This window comes from Photorhabdus sp. RM71S, from assembly GCF_042879355.1.
GTDB lineage: Bacteria > Pseudomonadota > Gammaproteobacteria > Enterobacterales > Enterobacteriaceae > Photorhabdus > Photorhabdus kayaii.
On record NZ_JBHFKV010000009.1, the window covers coordinates 69,371 to 88,238 of the forward strand.

The 18,868-nt window shown below is 41.4% G+C and carries 18 protein-coding genes, 3 pseudogenes and 1 other annotated feature; of the genes and pseudogenes, 4 read left to right on the top strand and 17 right to left on the bottom strand.

Annotation, left to right across the window (positions count from 1 at the left end; genetic code table 11):
- Positions 1–206 precede the first annotated feature (206 nt).
- The 6 genes and pseudogenes from ACGF5R_RS07530 to ACGF5R_RS07555 all read right to left on the bottom strand — a co-directional run.
- Entirely contained in the window at positions 207–1,088 is an 882-nt protein-coding gene (locus tag ACGF5R_RS07530; RefSeq protein WP_387690346.1) for a DMT family transporter, read from the bottom strand.
- Positions 1,089–1,423: 335 nt separating this feature from the next.
- The gene (locus ACGF5R_RS07535; RefSeq protein WP_387690348.1) at positions 1,424–2,290 is read right to left on the bottom strand and encodes a hypothetical protein; all 867 of its coding nucleotides are present in this window, start codon (positions 2,288–2,290) and stop codon (positions 1,424–1,426) included.
- Between the two features lie 62 nt (positions 2,291–2,352).
- On the bottom strand, positions 2,353–3,165 hold the full coding sequence (locus tag ACGF5R_RS07540) for a fatty acid desaturase family protein (RefSeq protein WP_387690350.1): 813 nt from the start codon (positions 3,163–3,165) through the stop codon (positions 2,353–2,355).
- A 153-nt stretch (positions 3,166–3,318) separates the two neighbouring features.
- Entirely contained in the window at positions 3,319–4,419 is a 1,101-nt protein-coding gene (locus ACGF5R_RS07545) for an amidinotransferase (protein ID WP_387690352.1), read from the bottom strand.
- Between the two features lie 589 nt (positions 4,420–5,008).
- Positions 5,009–5,287 (bottom strand): hypothetical protein, encoded by a 279-nt coding sequence (locus tag ACGF5R_RS07550; protein ID WP_387690354.1) that lies wholly within the window; start codon positions 5,285–5,287, stop codon positions 5,009–5,011.
- Positions 5,288–6,356: 1,069 nt separating this feature from the next.
- Positions 6,357–6,624: pseudogene (locus ACGF5R_RS07555) on the bottom strand (helix-turn-helix domain-containing protein); the annotation flags it as partial.
- A 99-nt stretch (positions 6,625–6,723) separates the two neighbouring features.
- Between ACGF5R_RS07555 and ACGF5R_RS07560 the strand changes: the two are divergent.
- Together ACGF5R_RS07560 and ACGF5R_RS07565 are read left to right on the top strand one after the other, a co-directional pair.
- Positions 6,724–7,149 (top strand): aminotransferase class I/II-fold pyridoxal phosphate-dependent enzyme, encoded by a 426-nt coding sequence (locus tag ACGF5R_RS07560; RefSeq protein WP_387690356.1) that lies wholly within the window; start codon positions 6,724–6,726, stop codon positions 7,147–7,149.
- Positions 7,150–7,411: 262 nt separating this feature from the next.
- Positions 7,412–7,630 (top strand): integrase core domain-containing protein, encoded by a 219-nt coding sequence (locus ACGF5R_RS07565; RefSeq protein ID WP_112879010.1) that lies wholly within the window; start codon positions 7,412–7,414, stop codon positions 7,628–7,630.
- A 61-nt stretch (positions 7,631–7,691) separates the two neighbouring features.
- Here ACGF5R_RS07565 and hisIE read toward each other — a convergent pair whose 3' ends face one another.
- From hisIE to hisL, 9 genes and pseudogenes are all read right to left on the bottom strand, one after another.
- Positions 7,692–8,297 carry a bifunctional phosphoribosyl-AMP cyclohydrolase/phosphoribosyl-ATP diphosphatase HisIE gene (gene hisIE, locus ACGF5R_RS07570; RefSeq protein ID WP_387690358.1) on the bottom strand — a complete coding sequence of 202 codons (606 nt, stop codon included), beginning with the start codon at positions 8,295–8,297 and terminating at the stop codon, positions 7,692–7,694.
- On the bottom strand, positions 8,291–9,067 hold the full coding sequence (gene hisF / locus ACGF5R_RS07575) for an imidazole glycerol phosphate synthase subunit HisF (protein WP_387690360.1): 777 nt from the start codon (positions 9,065–9,067) through the stop codon (positions 8,291–8,293). The genes hisIE and hisF overlap by 7 nt, the downstream gene beginning before the upstream one ends.
- Positions 9,049–9,786 carry a 1-(5-phosphoribosyl)-5-[(5-phosphoribosylamino)methylideneamino]imidazole-4-carboxamide isomerase gene (gene hisA, locus ACGF5R_RS07580; RefSeq protein ID WP_112879007.1) on the bottom strand — a complete coding sequence of 246 codons (738 nt, stop codon included), beginning with the start codon at positions 9,784–9,786 and terminating at the stop codon, positions 9,049–9,051. Before hisA ends, hisF begins: the two co-directional genes overlap by 19 nt.
- A 5-nt stretch (positions 9,787–9,791) precedes the next feature.
- A complete protein-coding gene (gene hisH, locus ACGF5R_RS07585; protein WP_262980995.1) occupies positions 9,792–10,397 on the bottom strand; it encodes an imidazole glycerol phosphate synthase subunit HisH in 606 nt (201 codons plus the stop codon).
- Positions 10,397–11,464 (bottom strand): bifunctional histidinol-phosphatase/imidazoleglycerol-phosphate dehydratase HisB, encoded by a 1,068-nt coding sequence (hisB, locus tag ACGF5R_RS07590; RefSeq protein ID WP_387690363.1) that lies wholly within the window; start codon positions 11,462–11,464, stop codon positions 10,397–10,399. Before hisB ends, hisH begins: the two co-directional genes overlap by 1 nt.
- On the bottom strand, positions 11,464–12,567 hold the full coding sequence (hisC, locus tag ACGF5R_RS07595; protein WP_255566990.1) for a histidinol-phosphate transaminase: 1,104 nt from the start codon (positions 12,565–12,567) through the stop codon (positions 11,464–11,466). Before hisC ends, hisB begins: the two co-directional genes overlap by 1 nt.
- Positions 12,568–13,887: pseudogene (hisD, locus tag ACGF5R_RS07600) on the bottom strand (histidinol dehydrogenase); the annotation flags it as partial.
- A 6-nt stretch (positions 13,888–13,893) separates the two neighbouring features.
- Positions 13,894–14,793 (bottom strand): ATP phosphoribosyltransferase, encoded by a 900-nt coding sequence (gene hisG, locus ACGF5R_RS07605; RefSeq protein WP_387690365.1) that lies wholly within the window; start codon positions 14,791–14,793, stop codon positions 13,894–13,896.
- Positions 14,794–14,819: 26 nt separating this feature from the next.
- Positions 14,820–14,943, bottom strand: a sequence feature (His leader region).
- Entirely contained in the window at positions 14,919–14,966 is a 48-nt protein-coding gene (hisL, locus tag ACGF5R_RS07610) for a his operon leader peptide (protein ID WP_109791964.1), read from the bottom strand. (Overlaps the previous feature by 25 nt.)
- A 278-nt stretch (positions 14,967–15,244) precedes the next feature.
- Between hisL and ACGF5R_RS07615 the strand changes: the two genes are divergently transcribed.
- Positions 15,245–16,072 carry an SDR family oxidoreductase gene (locus ACGF5R_RS07615; RefSeq protein WP_387690367.1) on the top strand — a complete coding sequence of 276 codons (828 nt, stop codon included), beginning with the start codon at positions 15,245–15,247 and terminating at the stop codon, positions 16,070–16,072.
- Positions 16,073–16,078: 6 nt separating this feature from the next.
- Here ACGF5R_RS07615 and ACGF5R_RS07620 read toward each other — a convergent pair whose 3' ends face one another.
- Positions 16,079–16,699, bottom strand: a complete 621-nt coding sequence (locus ACGF5R_RS07620) for a glutathione S-transferase family protein (RefSeq protein ID WP_387690369.1) — start codon at positions 16,697–16,699, stop codon at positions 16,079–16,081.
- Positions 16,700–16,942: 243 nt separating this feature from the next.
- On the opposite strand from ACGF5R_RS07620, the gene ACGF5R_RS07625 reads away from it, so the two are divergent.
- Positions 16,943–18,085: a serine hydrolase gene (locus ACGF5R_RS07625; protein WP_387690392.1), complete on the top strand. Its 1,143-nt coding sequence runs from the start codon at positions 16,943–16,945 to the stop codon at positions 18,083–18,085.
- Between the two features lie 238 nt (positions 18,086–18,323).
- On the opposite strand, the pseudogene ACGF5R_RS07630 reads toward ACGF5R_RS07625, so the two are convergent.
- Positions 18,324–18,596, bottom strand: a pseudogene (locus ACGF5R_RS07630) (helix-turn-helix domain-containing protein); the annotation flags it as partial.
- Positions 18,597–18,868 lie beyond the last annotated feature (272 nt).

Below are 18,868 nucleotides of genomic sequence, written 5' to 3' on the forward strand. Positions count from 1 at the left end.
TAGATTATGTATGCGGGCAGTACTGTAAGATGGAAATAGTCAATATCCAAGTGATAGCCATTATCATTTAATATATAAGGAGCAATACAAAGTGACTGCGGGCACTCATCCAGATCAGCGAAATCATATTGGCAATTATTTTGGAACTAATAATGGCATCAAGTAAAAGGCTATTGCCGGGCTAATTGCGACCCGGCGACACAGCTTTATTGAGTGGAAAGAGATATTTTCTTGGTACGAAAGACCAATACAAGTCCTGACAAAATAGCAGCCATACCCAGCAGACTTAGAGCCGGTAACGAATTTCCCAAAAATAAATAATCCATTATGGCGGTAACACCAGGAACAAGATAAAACAAACTTGTTACATTCACCAAATTACCACGCTGAATAAGCCGGTAAAGTAATAGTTGAGCGACAACGGAAATCACTAACCCAAGCCATAATAATGAAATAATAAAACCAGGCACCAGTTGAAATTCAAAAGGCTGGAAAGGAACAAACAGTAAGCAAAGCAGTAAGCTAACACTATATTGCAGAGGTAAAACCACTGAAGGCGCTTGATGAATTCGTTTCTGTAAAATCGCACCAAAGCTCATACAAACTAATGCTGCTAAGGCAAAAGTAATACCTGCAAAGGAAAACCGAGACAACACCAGGCTTTGATACACCACTAATATCAAGCCCAGTAACGCTAATAATAAACCTGCTAAACGTACAATCGAAAAACGGCGTTCGATCACCAGCAGTGTGATAATAGGTTGAATTCCCATCACTGTCGCCAAAACCCCAGGCGTGATCCCGTTATCCAAAGCAAAAAAATAACAGATAGAATAGCCGCCAATTAATAAAACACCGGTACTAGCTATCTGTTTGCGTGTCCCATGTACAGGCAGACAATGAGCTTTACGCCTGAATAATAATCCCAGAAATACCAAAAAAATAAGCGCAATAGCAAAACGCATCGTGAGAATGGCAAATGCGGTACTGTGATCAAGTCCCCATCGAGAAAAAATCGCACCACTGCTCCACAATAAGACAAACAGCAAAGTCGAGCTATAAGAGATCCATTGAGCTTTAGAAATCATAGGAATTTACACCTGTCTGACATTTAACGTACTCAAACCAACGCAGCTAGCCAAATCTGGCAACACTTGAATATAAACCCTCTCTCAAAGATGGGCATATTACACAGTTATGGATAATAACGGGGGGATGGTGGTGGAGCAGGAGGAGAAATGAAAGCAAAACGCATGCACACATATGCTTCGGCTAATACTAACCTGGCAGGTGAAATCAGTGTGCATGCGGGTAATAGCATTGTCTTCATCTTCTAACACTTACATTAGTCGTTTCTAAATGTAGACGAATATTCCACTATGGTCAAATTAGCCATGAAAAATTTTCAACATCATGAACACACCTATGTCCACCAAATAAGATCACCATTTTGCTGTAATCCCATAAAACAGGTCACCAGCAAACGCCGTTCCGGTGAAGAGGTAGCATTACCATTCAATACCGCATGGACTAAATTCCCATTCAACAATACCAAATCTCCCGCCTCGATATTAATCACCATACTTGCATGATCTTCCAATAATTCAGATGGATATGGAAAACCACTGTAAGTTAAACCAAGGGCACGACGTGATTGGTCATCGGGTTGAATGTTCCATACTTTTAATTGCCCCCCATTTTGAGGAACGTCAGCGTAAAAATTTACCGCCATGACACGATTAATTTGTTGGATCTCAAAATCACTCTGGCGCGGATCACTCAACTGCGCAAGATCATCATGAGGTAATAAAAGGAATTCACCGAAGTTATTCCAATACACAATTTTTGCATTTCCCGCAGCAACACCATGATACATAGCAGGACGCATTACCTGTGAGTCATTGCCACTAAAATGAGTTACTTGCTCAATGAAATGATCCATTGGATTGATCGTATCCTGAAACATCTCATCAATTGCCGGACGGAAATTTTCTGCTTCTTCTATATATTGACGGGTATCTTTTTCAATATGAGATGCCCCAATAAAATACCCTTCAACACCATCAATACCTTTGCCGTAACGGGGAGTGCGAGCTGGAGAACGCCAAAAATTTTCAACTATTTTCTTTCTTTGTTCTGGTGGAAGAAAATGACGAACTCGACAAGCCGCAAGGTGACCATTCAAAAGATCAGAAACCGCATCCATTGATATATCGTTCAACGTTTCGTATACAATAAATTCTGATTCTGCTAGCTTTGTTCCTCTAATGCCGTATCTTTCTTGCATCATAACAGACTCCCCAATAGTAAATTCGTCGGGCTATCCACCAAACCTGTCCTGATTAACCAGGATTATTTTTGCCTTATAAATCTGTGCAGCAGAGATCTACGCCTATATAAAAAACCTAATATCGCAGGTACGGGACTAATAATCCTCTTCTGGGCAGAAAGCTGGGTTGAATATTTCCTGCCTAAATCAGGTAACAGCTTCCAATGGGTGCCACCTGAGATATGATGCTCTTGATGATAGCCATCATTAAACATGAATAAATTATAGATACGTCCATAATAGCTCACTGAGTTTGCAAATCTGTTCTCCGGCTGTGCACCATAATGTTCGTAGTAGTTTTGAATATTAACCAGGACAAAGGCAAAATAGAGAGAGGGTAAATAACAAAATAAAGCCCATTCCCAAGACAGAGTGAATAAGCTAATAATCCACCCCGTCTGGAACAATCTATCTAACCTCAATTGCCATAATTCTTTAATTTTACTGGTTCTGGCATTAGAAAGAAGTTTTTCATACCCTTTATCGGCTTTACTAAGTGGTTTGTGCCAGATAAATAGAGACCAGCACATACGCACAAAACTACTATAAAAGGTAGATGCTGCGCCAAGGACAGAATAGTTCCAAAGAGTACTATGCTCCCCAATTTCTTTGCCATTTATAAAGGTAGAAGAGGTATCCAAAGGTCCGCCTTCACCTACTCCCCGATCGTTATTATATTTGTGGTGATTACGAACATGGGACAGGTGATAAGACTGTACAGACTGCCCAATATTCATTGAATTCAGTATCGACACAAACCCATTCATTACACGAGAAACGAACCAGGGAGTATGGGTGAAAAAATGCGATATCACTATTATGTTGTAAGTTGTCATCAGTGTAAGAAGCACAATGTTGACTAACCACCCATAATAGTGAAATGATCCCAATACATGACTAGTGTAACCGTGGCTACCGTATGCGAAATGCTTAATATAAACATGACTGCATCCCAAGCGGAATATTTCCAGATAGCCATCATTACTCTCCTAGTCAAGATAAGACTGTAAACTTCCGCGCCGCCTTACATCCACTGTTGCACAATGGAAGGAGCCACCGAAGGAGTTAAAGTTCCTGAAATTACATGGGATCGGAGTAAAGCCCCAACGTTTCATTGCAGCGATCATAGGTTCATCCTGCTTTTCAACAATCACCCGCTTCTCATCCAGCATTAAAATATTCATGTTGATCCATTTACTGGTCATATACAGAGGATGGTTGTCAGGAATAACCGGTTCAGGCGCATGCAGCACATCCCATCTTTTAAACAGCTCAGGAACTTTTAACACCTTTTTCGGGTTAATTAATAGTTTCCCAGGCGCCATAGGAACAAATGTGGCATCAATGTGCATAGGATTATTATCATTAAATTCAAAAACGTGAATACGATAATCATCACCTAAATGACGACGAAGCCACTCGATACCAAATTCATTCGTGACATGGCTTTTTTGCGCAATAATATCGCGCCCACACCGGATAAAATCCGCAGCATCAAATGTCGGTTCAAACTCGGTCACAGCAAGAGGAACACGATCCTTGCCATTAGGTTGATCCCATTCGAAATTATATTGCTCATCGATCAACTGTGGCTTTGGCCCAGAGCTCCATTTCGCGCCCTGTTTAAAATAATCTTTAAGTAGAGTCTTATATGCCGCCGTTTCAAAATAGCGGGAGCGCCACGCCAGCGGGCATTCAATAATATCATCACCAATAACTAACAGCACATCACGGGGCATTGCACAATATAGCCCTGTGCTGCTCCAGCCCGGTGCACCAAATACCAGAGATTGATCCTGAGGTTCTGGCCGACGTACTGTTACCCCTTCGCTTTCAAGAATATGAACAAACTCTTCTAATTCCCTGGCAGCCGCTTCAATTTGCTCTTGTGGAAATGACCGGCCAACATGGCGTTGAAAAGTCGTAACTTGATTTTCTGGTAATACAGGCTCCAAAGACATATGCCAGGAAGGGAATCTGGCGCCATCAACAACACCGACAATCACCTCTTCAAGATGATCCCATTCGTTAAAAGAATTAACTGGGGAAGAAATTTTACTATCACGATTTATTAAATTTGAATCAAGCATGTCGTCTCCTGATATTTTAATACTATGTCGCCTTAAAACTGTAACAACTGTATTAATTGCGATCCTATCGCCATAAATGGTGACTTCTCAGAAAGAATTTAGTTTAAATATAAGGTAATGATTAATATGATGGCTCTACGCATCCCTACAGTTTGAAAAATTAAATGGCTATGATTTTTTCAGGTTTAATAAATCCAAAAACAAATTATAATTTTTTTATTAGAAACGGTGATACACAGTTAAAAAATTTATTTTTTCATTATGAAATATTAAATCACTGTAATAATATACGATAACAACATTATAATTCCACCGTGCTTTTATAAACCTAAACTGACGCTATAAATTTACCTGCCCACAATAATATATAGACATTCAAATTTGTAAAGGCATTAGATTTAAGCACCGTGAAATAGAGCACATGTTATTGTTTGTCACATTATTATTTACTTATAAAATATTACCATAGGTAAATAAAGCAAGGTTTGTTTATGAGATATTGTTGTTTTATTTTCTAATGATCAATTCCAATAGAGGAAGGCAGGCCAATAATATTATTGGCCTGCTTTTAGTTAGTTATTGCTTATTATTATCGTGCTATCTTTAAAGTTTTTATCATACCTTCAATGTCTTGACCCGAAACGTATTCATATTTTCCTGATATACGAAGATCCTGATGAGACATAGCCATTAACAATATGTTATAAATTACTAGAGAATGATCAATGTATTTAGGTTCATCGAGTTTGTCTTCCCAATGTATACCATACTTTAGCCCTGATTTTACAGTTACAATAACTCTTGGCGACACGGTATGATCAAATTCGACAGCTGATACTTGAATTGGCGCTAGATTTTTATCGCTCATTTCAAACTCCATAATGTAATAAATAAATTTATATTACCCAAGATACAGAACAACAAACTGTTTACTTGTGGAATATAAGATAGAGGACACTTCTACTATAAAATCAATATGCTTGATAAGTCATCTACGCATCAGATATAGTAGTTAGCATTTTTAATACTACATTAATACTTTATCTAACACATATAACTATAGATGCCATTCATACGTTGTCAAATAAAAGTGATAGCTTAATTTAAAAATACGTCTATATTGTCACAAAAAATAGAAATGCAGATCTTTCATACTAAGACATTGATATATCATTAACTTTTTCCACATCTAACAGTTACATGTATAAATTATAATAATATGGATATTTATTATCCTCCTTAAAAAGGTAAAATTATTGATACAATCACAGAGTTAAAAAATAAATCATAGAAATTAGAATCGGTGTATTGTTCGTGGAATTATTTTTCACTGACTATACGAATCCACAAAATATTATTCCCTAATGATAAATCCCAATAGAAAAAGGCAGAACGATAATATTACCATTCTGCCTTTGACTAAGTGCATTTAGTAGGAAACATATTTATGATTTGAATAAAACCAGCTCTATCTGATTATATCTTTTAAATCAAATTATTCTACAGAACCTGTTATTCCACATACTCATTCAGATATTTAATCAATACTTATTAAATATCTATACCTACTATATATTTTATCTTAGTAAGATTACTTTTTGCGATTTTTACTTTTATACCCGCTATCTTTCAAGTTGCCTCTTTGTTGGCTGCACTCGCTCACCCCGGTTACATAGTTTGCTATGCTCCCGGGGATTTACTCCCTTGCCGTCGCGATGCATCTTGAAATCCATAGGATATACATCTAATTTTTCATGAAGAACACGTAAAAGAGACAGATAGAGCAGCACAATCTTCTCTTTATCTTTGTCACCATCAACCAGTAATAGATGAAAATCTTCAACCACGCCTAAAATATTCAGACTAACGATTACTGAACTGGGTGACAGAATATCTTTCTTGATCATGATATAAACTCCAAAATTTAATTTAACCAATTGATAAATCAGCCTATAAATCGTCTCATGATGCAAAAATATCCCTTTATGTTGCTTTAAATAATCAGCCACTTGTTCAGGGCTTAACTCTTTCCAAATTAACCGTTTTATCCATTTTTTTACTTCCGGCGTTATTTTCACGGCTTTCTTAGCAAAATGACGACGGGCTTTGCTTAAGTGACTCAGCAATGAAAAGCTGTGAAAAACCGGCTTTTTTTAAACTGGAAATCTGATATCTTTCTGTTTCGGTCAGTTGTGTATAGGCCATAGTGCATTCTCCTGTGGTGGGAAAGATGCCTACTATGTCAACTGACCACCTTCTGAAAAATTGTACTTGTATCATAGTAATTATAAAATAGAGTGGAACATGCATCATTTATTCCAAAATGAAAACCCATTTATGCCATTACCTAATATAACCGAAAGCATAAGTATAGAGCTGGATAAAATAAACCGTTATCCAGAATTGTTTCCCGAGTCACTCAGAAACAACTTATCACTTAAGCTTGGAGTGCCTTCTGACATGATCATGATTGGTGCCGGGGCTGCTGGCATTGCATTAACATCATTACAAACACTATCCAAAGCTAATTTCAACATTACCTATTCGTGGAGAAACTTTGAAGCTTACCCTTTAATATCTAACATAGTGGGAGCGTATACTTCTACAATTCCACTTCGACAAGACGGAACCCAAGATCTTGACGCTCTAATAAATAAAGCAAAGCAGACTGATGTTATCATATTATGCAATCCACATAATCCTATAGGAGAGTTTATTCAATCGGCCTGAATAGGCCCTCACAGAGCCTCAATTTCAAAGATAAGAATGGAAATAAGGTACGCAGATTCCAATGCACAACCATTGATGATGTAATGCGTATTGGGGTACTAAAAGTCTATAAAAAACATAACTAAGCATGTGCCATTGATTTTATTAATTATGTCGTCTAAAAATTTCCTTTCAGAATCAAAATGATCCGTACGGGTAATGATCATGAGTTTCAGTCTAAACTCCATTGGCATTGTGAAGACTTAGGGCCGGGCTTGAACATGTGTATCTCAGACCAGTTAGTCTCAATCTGAATGGGAAAGTTGAACATTCCCATCTCACCGATAAACAAGAGTTTTACCAATTATGCATATTTAAAGAGGACGTAGATTTAGCAGCCAAATTGGCTGAATGGGGGGCGTTTTACAACTATTACAGACCACACGGTGACTTGAAAGGTAAAACGCCTAATGAGATTCTTGTCGAAAAAATGAAAACGTAAAAATGCTCTGTCTGTCGAAGTCAGAGATCGCTCAGGATCTGAAATCAACCAGACCCCTGACTCATCTTTGTCGTAATCGACGAATAACACAGCTAAGATCCAGCTCTTGATCCTGTAGTAGAACCATTAGGTGATACATCAGATCTGCTGCTTCATTCGTTAGTTCCTCTTTATTATTAACTGCCGCTGCCAAAGCAGTTTCCAACCCTTCTTCACCTACTTTCTGAGCGATTCGTTTAGTACCGCTGGCATATAACTTCGCTGTATATGAGTGGTCAGGGTCGGCTGTTTTGCGACTTGCCAGTAATTTTTCAAGCTGATAGAGAAATCCCCATTCAGTTTGTGCCGGAGCAAAGCAACTGTATGTACCAAAGTGGCAGGTAGGACCCATTGGATCTGTGAGTGCTAACAGGGCATCATTGTCACAATCAGGATAGATATTGACCAAATTAAGAAAATGGCCGGAGTTTTCACCTTTGGTCCATAGACGTTGTTTACTGCGGGAAAAGAAAGTGATTTTGCCTGAACTGATAGTAATATTCAGTGCTTCTTTATTCATATAGCCCATCATGAGAACATCGCCGGATATAGCATGTTGCACAATAACCGGCATCATATAAGCAACTTTTTCCCAATCCAGTTTTTCGATTTGTTGTGCGGTCAGCAAGTTCTTATCTCCACGCCGTGTTGTGAAAGGTACTGTTTTAATTCACCAATATTGATAATGTGTTTATGGAATACAGATGCTGCTAATGCACCATCGACATTTGCCTGTTTAAAGGCATCAAGAAAGTGTTCTGGTGCGCCTGCGCCGCCAGAGGCAATGAGAGGAACGTGACAAACGTCCCGTACCTGTTTTAGTTGAGTCAGATCGTAGCCATTGCGGACACCATCCTGATTCATCATATTGAGTACGATTTCACCTGCGCCACGTCGTTGCGCTTCTTTTACCCAATTGAGGGTTTGCCATTGGGTGGCTGTTGTGCGTTTTTCGTCACCGGTAAACTGATAAACTTGATAGCGACCAGTGCCTTCATCAAACCAAGTGTCAATCCCTACGACAATGCATTGAACGCCATAACGGTCGGCCAGACGGGTAATTAAGGTTGGATCGGCCAGTGCAGGGGAGTTGATAGAGATTTTATCTGCCCCAAATGAGAGAATTTGCCCTGCATCTTCGACGGTTTTAATGCCACCGGCAACGCAAAAAGGAATATCGATCACTTCCGCAACTTTGGCAACCCAACTTTTATCGACTACCCGTCCATCAGATGAAGCAGTGATATCGTAGAAAACCAGTTCATCTGCGCCTTCTGTTGCATAACGTTGAGCGAGTGGCACAATATCGCCGATAATTTCGTGATGACGAAATTGAATGCCTTTAACTACTTGCCCGTCACGAACATCAAGGCAAGGGATTATGCGTTTTGCCAGCATTGAATTGCCTCCGTCAGGGTAAATTTCTCATCAAGTAATGCGCGACCAATAATAACCCCGGCTACACCGCTGGCAGGCAGAGAAGCGATATCATTTAACGTGCCGATGCCCCCCGAAGCCTGAAACGCGATTAGTGGATAACATTGGCAAATTGCCCGATATAATTCGACATTTGAGCCGATGAGAGTGCCGTCGCGGGAGATATCTGTACACAGTACATATTTCAACCCGCAAGGCAGATATTGCTCAATAACCTGTTCCAGAGTGACAGAGGAATTCTCCTGCCAGCCATTAATGGCAACCTGTTTTATGCCGGTATCATTGATACGGACATCCAGCGCCAGCACAATATTTTCCGCGCCATAACGTTTAAACCATTGGGTAACTAGTGCCGGTTGCTTTATGGCGATAGAGCCGAGCACTATTCGGTTGGCGCCTGCATCAAGCAATGTTTTCACATCTTCTTCTGTACGGATGCCGCCGCCAACCTGAACAGGTATAGAAACCGCGGCAAGTAATTTGCGCAGTAGAGGGATCTGGCGGGCGGATGGATCTTTAGCGCCGGTTAGATCGACCAGATGAAGCCGTTTTGCTCCCTGTTGTTCATATTGTTGGAAGTGGGACAGAGGATCGTGTTGATAATCCCGTTGCCGAGCATAATCCCCCTGATGTAACCGTACTACTTTGCCATCAATCAAATCTAATGCGGGTATGATCATTGTGCTTACATCTCCAGAAAATTCTTTAATAGTCTGGCTCCGGCAGCACCGGAACGTTCAGGGTGAAACTGCACGCCAAAGAAGTTATCTTTGGCGATTGCGCTGCTGAAAGTATTGCCATATTCAGTTTGCGCAATGGTGTAGGCATTCAGTGGGATCGCGTAGCTATGGACAAAATAAAAATAGGCATTGTCTTCAATACCACGGAATAGCGGGTGTCCGGCTTTTGGCAGAACTTGATTCCAGCCCATGTGTGGCAATGGAAGCCCGTGATTAGCCATTTTTTGGACGGGGGAAGCAATAACTTCGAGTAGGGAGATATTATCACCTGTAACATTATCGCTTTCTTCGCTGGTGGCAGCGAATAGCTGCATGCCAAGGCAAATACCTAACACAGGTTGGCTGAGTACTTTAATTAACGATATAAGTTCCCGTTGTTTCAATTGATCCATTGCAGCACTGGCAGTGCCGACGCCAGGCAAAAGTAATTTATCTGCTGCCAGGATCGTTGCTACTTCCTGACTGATTTCAGGTTGATAACCTAATTTTCGGATAGCATAAGCTACCGATGACAAGTTAGCGCAGCCAGTATCGAGAATGACGATTTTCATCACAGAACCCCTTTGGAGCTAGGCAATGTATCGCCTTCTATCCGAATCGCCTGACGTAGTGTTCGGCCAAAAGCTTTAAACAGGCTCTCTGCTCTGTGATGATCGTTGCTGCCTTTCGTTTTCAGATGCAGTGTACAGGCCATTGCATAAGAGAGTGAACGAAAGAAGTGCTCAATCATTTCAGTACTCAGATCACCTACCCGCTGGTGTTTGAATTCAGCTTTATATTCCAGATGAGGGCGACCGGAGATATCGAGAGCACAGCGGGCAAGGCATTCATCCATTGGCAACACAAAACCAAAACGGCAGATACCCCGTTTATCTCCTAAAGCCAGTTTCAATGCTTCCCCTAATGCCAGACCGGTATCCTCAACGGTGTGGTGATCATCAATACAGAGATCGCCTTTAACCTGAACATGCATGCGGAAACCACCGTGGGTAGCAATCTGATCTAACATATGGTCAAAAAAACCGACACCGGTATTGATATCGCTGCCACCTTCATGATCAAGCCAAACGTCAATATTGATACATGTCTCTTTAGTGACACGTCGAATGTGAGCGTGGCGATTTTTACGGGTTAGTTGTTCACTGATGGCAGACCAGCCAAGGTTTTTCGGATGATAACGCAACCCCTGAATGCCCATATTTTTTGCCAGTTGCAGATCGGTTTCCCGGTCACCAATCACATAGCTGTTAGCGGTATCCATCATGCTTTCTGCCAGATATTTTTCCACTAGTTTTATTTTTGGCTTACGGCAATGACAGTTCTCTTCTGGTTTGTGAGGGCAGATTAAAACTTCATCAAAATGGATACCTTGAGAATTGAAAATCTGCATCATCAGGTTATGTGGCGGTTCAAATTGTTCTAATGGAAAACTATCTGTGCCAAGACCATCCTGATTGGTGATCATAATCAGTTTGAACCCCGATTTTTGCAGGGCAAGCAGAGCAGGAATAACCTCGGTTTCCAGTACCAGTTTATCCAGACGATCAACTTGAAAATCTGTTGGCGGTTCAGTGATCAGTGTACCATCCCGATCAATAAAAAGGAGTTTCTGGTTCATCAGTTTGCTGTCTCCTTTGGTTGTTCATTTACAGTGGAAAGGGCGCTGATGGCTTCAACCACTCGCTCACACTCTTTACGGCTGCCGATGGTGATCCGCAGACAACCCTCTAAACCGGGCTGTTTGCGCTGGTCGCGTAGGATGATGCCCTGATGCCATAATGTTCTGAAAACAGTTTCTGCGTCATAGAATTTCACCAATATATAGTTAGTTTCACTGGGGAATACTTTTTCAACGATGGCTAATTTATTCAGCGCCTGTTGTAAGTCATTGCGGTTTTCCCTGATCTCAACGACACGTTTTTGCATAATTGCGATGCCTTCTGCTGTCAGTGCCTGTGCTGCAATATCTGCAACAGGAGTGGAAAGCGGGTAAGGTGCAATCACTTTTAACAACAGAGTGATGATATCCACAGATGCGAGAGTAAATCCACAGCGCAGACCGGCTAAAGCAAAAGCTTTCGAGAGGGTTCGCAAAATGACTAAATTTGGATAGTTTTTTAGCCAGCCTGCGATACTATTTTCCGGGCAAAATTCAATATAGGCTTCATCGATAGTGACAATTGCGCGATTGGCGGTCAGTTCCAGAATTTTACGCAATGAATCAGGATTAATTGAGTTTCCTGTTGGGTTATTAGGGCTACAGATATAGATCAATTTTACCCGGTCAAGGTTATTTTCGATCGCTTCGATATCCAGTTGCCAATTTTCTAGTGCAGCAATTTTCTTTTGTTCGACACCAAAAGCTTCAGCGCTGACACTGTACATACCATAAGTCGGAGGGCAAAACAGAACCACATCTTGTCCGGGTTCACAAAATACGCGGATTAGAAGTTCAATGGATTCATCAGCACCACGACAGGCTAATACTTGCTCGGGTTGTAAACCGGCATAGGCGGCATAACGGCGGATAACCGAGGCGGGCTGGCAGTCAGGATAGCGGTTCAATGTTTGCTGAGTGCATTGGAAATCAGGGGCTAGTGGGTATTCATTGGCATTCAACCAAACATCACCCTTGCCGCCAAGGCGACGAGCAGACATATAAGGGGTTAATTTGCGGATATTTTCTCGTGCCAACCGGTTGGCGTCAAAAATGTTATTCATATTCACTCCTTGACCGGCAATATTCAGCGCCGCCACACGTAAAGTGACAGCGTTTTTATGAGCGGTCAGTTGTTCTGCTTGCGCCAGTGTTTCAATGGTCTGAGATAGGTTCAGCAGCCCTTGCGGCGTCAGTTGTTGAATTGTCATACGCTTTAAGAAATCTGCCAGACCAAGGCTGGAATAGGTTGAGGTGTAGCCATAAGTTGGTAATACGTGATTGGTTCCTGATGCGTAATCTCCCGCAGATTCCGGCGACCAGTCACCGAGAAAAATGGAACCGGCGCTAGTGATTTTTTCAACCAGTTGTTCTGGTTGACGAGTTTGAATAATCAGGTGCTCTGGGCCATAGCGGTTGCTGATTTCCACACACTGTTGCAGGCTTGTTGTCACAATAATTCGGCTGTGCGCTAATGCCTTGGTGGCAATTTGATTGCGGGAAAGCAGGGTAAGCTGTTTTTCGATTTCCGCTATCACTTTTCTGGCTAACGCTTCATCAGGTGTAACCAATATCACTTGTGAGTCAGGACCATGTTCTGCTTGTGAGAGTAAATCGGCAGCCACAAAGATGGGGTTTGCTCCCGCATCGGCGATAATAAGCAGTTCCGATGGGCCGGCAGGCATATCGATGGCGGCACCATCTACGCGCTGACTAACTTGTCTTTTGGCCTCAGTGACATAAGCGTTACCTGGACCAAAGATTTTATCTACTTTGGGTACGGATTCTGTTCCAAATGCCATAGCGGCAATGGCTTGAGCACCACCAATCTGGAATATTTCCGTAATTCCACACAGTGTGGCTGCATAGAGAATTTCATTGGCAATCGGTGGCGGGGAACAAAGTACAACTTTATGGCAACCCGCTATTTGAGCAGGTATTCCGAGCATCAAAACGGTAGAAAGTAATGGTGCAGAACCTCCGGGGATATAGAGCCCGACAGAATCGATAGGCCGTGTTACTTGTTGACAATAGACCCCAGGTTGGGTTTCTACTTCGATCTTTATAGGCTTCTGCGCTTCGTGGAAAACGCGAATATTATTCATTGCCTGTTTCATTGCCTGTTTAATGTCGTCATTCAGGCTGTTTTCCGCGGCAGCGATCTTTTCCGGCGAAATACGGATATTTTTAATAACCGTTTTGTCGAAACGGCGGCTGAATTCACGCAGAGTGTGATCGCCATACTCTTTTACCGCATGCAGAATGTGTTCCACTGTATGGGAGATTTCTACGGAAGCTGAAATAGCAGGGCGTGTTAGTAAAGCGTTTTGCTGGTCATCATGGCATTCCTGCCAATGGATCAGGGTATCGAAACGGTCAGTCATTTTCGTTTACTCCATCATTTTTTCAATCGGCAAGACTAAAATGGAGCTGGCGCCAAGGGATTTAAGCTTCTCCATCGTTTCCCAAAACAGTGTTTCACTGCTTACCATATGCATGGCAACGCGGTTCTGATCCCCCGCCAGCGGTAAAATCGTTGGACGTTCCGCCCCTGGTAGCAGAGCAATCACTTCTTCAAGTTTTGCACTTGGTGCGTGCAACATGATGTATTTGGATTCACGGGCCTGAATTACCCCTTGAATGCGGGTCAACAGTTTCTCAATCAATTGCTGTTTATCGGCGGGCATTTCTCCATCACGTTGAATAAGACTGGCCTTGGAACGGTAGATAATTTCTACTTCCCGCAGACCATTCGCTTCCAGTGTTGCGCCAGTTGAAACCAGATCACAGATGGCATCGGCTAACCCGGCGCGGGGAGCAACTTCAACTGAGCCATTTAGCAGACAGGATTTAAAGTGGATTTTTTTCTGATCGAGATAACGTTTTAGTAGGTGAGGGTAAGAGGTTGCGATACGGGCATTTTGTAAACATTCGACGCCAGTGTAGTTGTAGTCTAGAGGCGCGGCCAGTGAAAGGCGACAAGTACCGAAATCAAGGCGGCGTAAAGTGAAATAACGAGGATCTTCTCCTTGAGCGCGACGGCTTAATAGCGCTTCTTCCAGCACATTTTCACCGATAATACCCAGATCGACGACGCCATCCATAACCAACCCTGGAATATCGTCATCGCGTACCCGCAAGATATCAATGGGCATATTTTCTGCGAATGCAATTAGGCGCTGTTGTTGCAGATTGATTTTAATGCCACAGCGAGCCAGTAATTCTCGTGAATCTTCGCTTAATCGGCCTGATTTCTGCATTGCGATACGTAAATGTGATTTATCTAACATTTTCATCCCCACTTAAAATCGGAAACATAAAAAAACCCTCGGAAGGATCCTTCCGAGGGTTTTTATCGCATTCATGCCACCGGAAGACCCGCTAAACGTCTTCCAGCACACAATCGCCTGAAAGACTAATCAGGATGATGATGATGGTAATGGCTAAATTGAATGCGGATCATAATGGTTTCTCTTTGTTTATGATTGCGGACTGTTTACTGCCGGTTACTTTTATTCACTGACCAACAGAGGTTAAATTTTTTGCTTGCTATTCAACCTATACGATTTGACGGCTTAAAAGCAATCTATTTTTTTAACAATAAATTTATCTCATAATAATGTTTTGTTTTTACTTGAAATATTCCCTCCTATGGGAGAAATATAGGATCAATAATAACAGTGGCTTAATGTTCGGATTGTTTGCATAATCAAAGTAATATCAGGCATAGCAGGAGTGGTGATGAAAAAAGTTTCCATTATCGGTCTGGGTTGGTTGGGGATGCCACTAGCCAAAGCATTGAGTTGTAGTGGTATGCAGGTTGTTGGCAGTAAAACGACGCCGGATGGTGTAGAGGCAGCACGTATGTCTGGTATCGAATGTTATTTGTTACAACTGGAACCTCAGATCAATTGCGCGCTTGATGATTTAGAGCAACTGATGGTAGCTGATGTGATGATTATTACTTTACCGGCAAGCCACACTGCGGGTGGCAGTTATAACTATGTTAGGGCAGTTCAGTTAATTGTCGATACGGCTCTTTCGTACTCTGTGCCAAGGATTATTTTCACCAGTTCTACTTCTGTTTATGGTTTTGTTGCTGGCAATCTCAATGAAGATGCGCCTTTTTGCCCTGAAACACTTTCCGCTCAGGCATTGGTTGAATTAGAGAATTGGTTGCATAAACTGCCAAATATTTCCGTTGATATTTTACGTTTAGCTGGTTTGGTCGGCAGTGGCCGTCATGCCGGACGTTTTCTGGCGGGAAAAAAGGAAGTTAAAGGGGGTAATCAGCCGGTCAATTTAGTTCATCAGGATGATGTTATTTCAGCCATTAATCTGTTAATTCAGAGGACTGACGGTGGGCATATTTATAATTTATGTGCGCCTGTTCACCCAACCAAAGCTGAATTTTACCCTAAGGCCAGTAATCAGCTTGATTTAGTTCCACCTGAGTTTTCCAGAAAAGAAACTCAGGTGAGAAGCAGAATTGTTGATGGCAGCCGTATTTGTCAGGAATTAGGATTTAAGTATCAATATCCCGATCCCAGATGGATGCCAATGAGCTGATTTTTCTCAACTTAACTCAATCATGACAATTTCTTTGAACGCTGGTCTTTCTGCCATTAACTGATACCAGCGTTCAATATTTGGCAGAGATGGACGTTTGATTGGAATATTAAGCCAGGGATAAATCATGGGCCCTAATGCAATATCTGCCATGCCAAATTTATCGCCAGAAAGATATTGCTGTTCTGCCAGAATGTTATCGAGCACTTTCATCAGTTTTTCGATTTCAGCCAGGGTTTGTTCTATTTGTTTTTGATCCCGCTCTGCTTCCGGTGTGCGAATAAAACCTATCATGAGTTGTCTGATATAAGGAAACAGATGTGAACCAACCCAATCCATCCATTTATCCGCATTCGCTCTTTCCTGTAGATCTTGTGGATAAAGTATATCTTTACCAAATTTTGCGGCAAGATAACGAACAATTGCGTTGGATTCCCACAAAATAAAATCGCCCTCCTGTAAACAAGGGATTTTTCCATTCGGATTCATTTTCAAATATTGCGGGTCATCCAGTTTGCCAAATTTACCGCCAATATCTACTTGATTATACGGTACACCGAGTTCTTTCAGACACCAGAGCACTTTTTTTACATTGGAAGAGTTTTTACGGCCCCAAATGGTTAGCATGAGCTTCTCCTTGAATCGGGATGATAAGAAAATCGTCTATTTGTTACCAATAACCTCTATCAGGTTAAATGAAAACCCATGATCGGCACAATCTTTACACTGTTTACGTTGGTTTCTTGTCGTACAACATTTTATATTAATAAGAATTTGACATTTTTTCTTATTAAGTAAAGGGGAACGATGATGAAGAAAAATCTGGCGATGACGATGAAATGTGTGATTGCGGTGCTGATAGTGGCATCAATGGTAAGTGCCCGTGTTTATGCATCGGATGAACCTGTTGTTCCACCCGTGGACGCTAGAGCTTATGTGTTAATGGATTATGACAGCGGTAAAATTCTGGCTGAGGGTAATCCCGATGAGCGGCTTGATCCAGCCAGTCTGACAAAAATTATGACCAGTTATGTTGTCGGTCAGGCGATAAAAGCAGGAAAAATTACGTCGGAAGATGTCGTTACTGTGGGAAAAGATGCTTGGGCGACGGGAAATCCCATACTGAAAGGTTCTTCGCTTATGTTTCTTAAACCCGGTGACAGGGTAAAAGTGATCGATCTGAATCGTGGCGTTGTTATTCAATCTGGTAATGATGCCAGCATCGCTTTGGCTGATTATGTGGCGGGCAGTCAGGATGTATTTGTTAGTCTGATGAACAATTATGCAAAAGCGCTTGGGTTGACTAACACCCATTTTCGTACGGTTCATGGATTGGATGCTGAAGGCCAATTCAGTACTGCTCGTGATATGGCGGTATTGAGTCAGGCGATGATCCGTGATGTTCCTGATGAGTATGCTCTGCATAAAGAGAAAACATTTACCTTCAATAAAATCCAACAGCTTAACCGTAACCGATTGTTGTGGAATAAAAATATGAATGTCGATGGTGTGAAAACAGGATATACCAGCGGTGCCGGTTATAATCTGGTTGCTTCAGCGACAGAGGGATCTATGCGGCTGATTTCTGTGGTGTTAGGCGCACCAAGTGATCGGGTTCGTTTTGCTGAAAGTGAAAAATTACTTGCATGGGGATTCCGTTTTTATGAAACGGTAACACCTATTAAAGTTAGCGAGCCGTTTGTTTCAGAAAAGGTTTGGTATGGCAAGCGTTCAGATGTTGCTCTCGGCGTAGAAAAAGATGCGGCGATCACTATTCCTCGTGGGCAGTTAAAAAATCTGAAAGCCAGTTACACATTAAATCAGACTCCATTAACAGCGCCTTTGACGAAAAATCAGGTTGTTGGTGTGATTAACTTCCAATTAGGGGATAAGGTCATTGAACAACGTCCTTTGGTGGTTAAAGAGGCGGTAGAGGAAGGTAACTTTTTTAGCCGTATTTGGGATTTGATTGTGATGAAAGTTAGTGGTTGGTTTAAGGCGATTTTTGGTTGATTTGACGTCAATATAAGGTTTATGTGGCAGGTTGGGTGGATTTATATTCTTTCTGATTTAGGGCGCGGTATTTTGCCGCGCACGTTTTACACTTATTTTTTTCCATCTAGAGAGCAACATTTGCTATTTTTTATAGCAGATCCGTTATACCGGCCTTTGAATAACAAGACACCATCAGGTTTATCTTGCCAGTAAGCCCATAATTCGATCTCAGTTGTGACTGCTCCCCGCCGTAAACGTGCTTACTTTTAAATGCCGGGAAACGCGCTTTCAACTTCGGATTAAAGAAGTTATCAAATGCGGTATTCAGGTTAATCACAGCCTGCTGTAAGGCAATAGAATCATATTCTTTAAGCTAGGCATATTGACGGGATTTTTTTGCCGCTGCCAGCAAAGGATTTAGGTCTTTACGCGGGTTTAAATTTACGCCGTAACGCTTATAAACGTGTTTTTTAATGTGCAGCGCCTTGTTATACGCAAAACGGACCGCACCGAACTGGGCGTTAAGATACCTTCATATCGGAGTTCATAGCTAGTAGAGAATCCTGTTAAATAGCCATTTCTGAATAGAATACAGATTAATAGTAGTAAGCGTTATTGATATTTGTCAAGAAAATGGGGTTTAATTGGGTTTTTATTATTTTATAGGTAATATTAGATAGGAAATTAATTTGTAAAAAATTAAAATATCAATGTTCAGAAATAGATTTAATACAATTGTTTTAATATGTTGTTATCGGGTGTGTTAAATATATGATTAATAAATTTATTAGAGTTAATTTT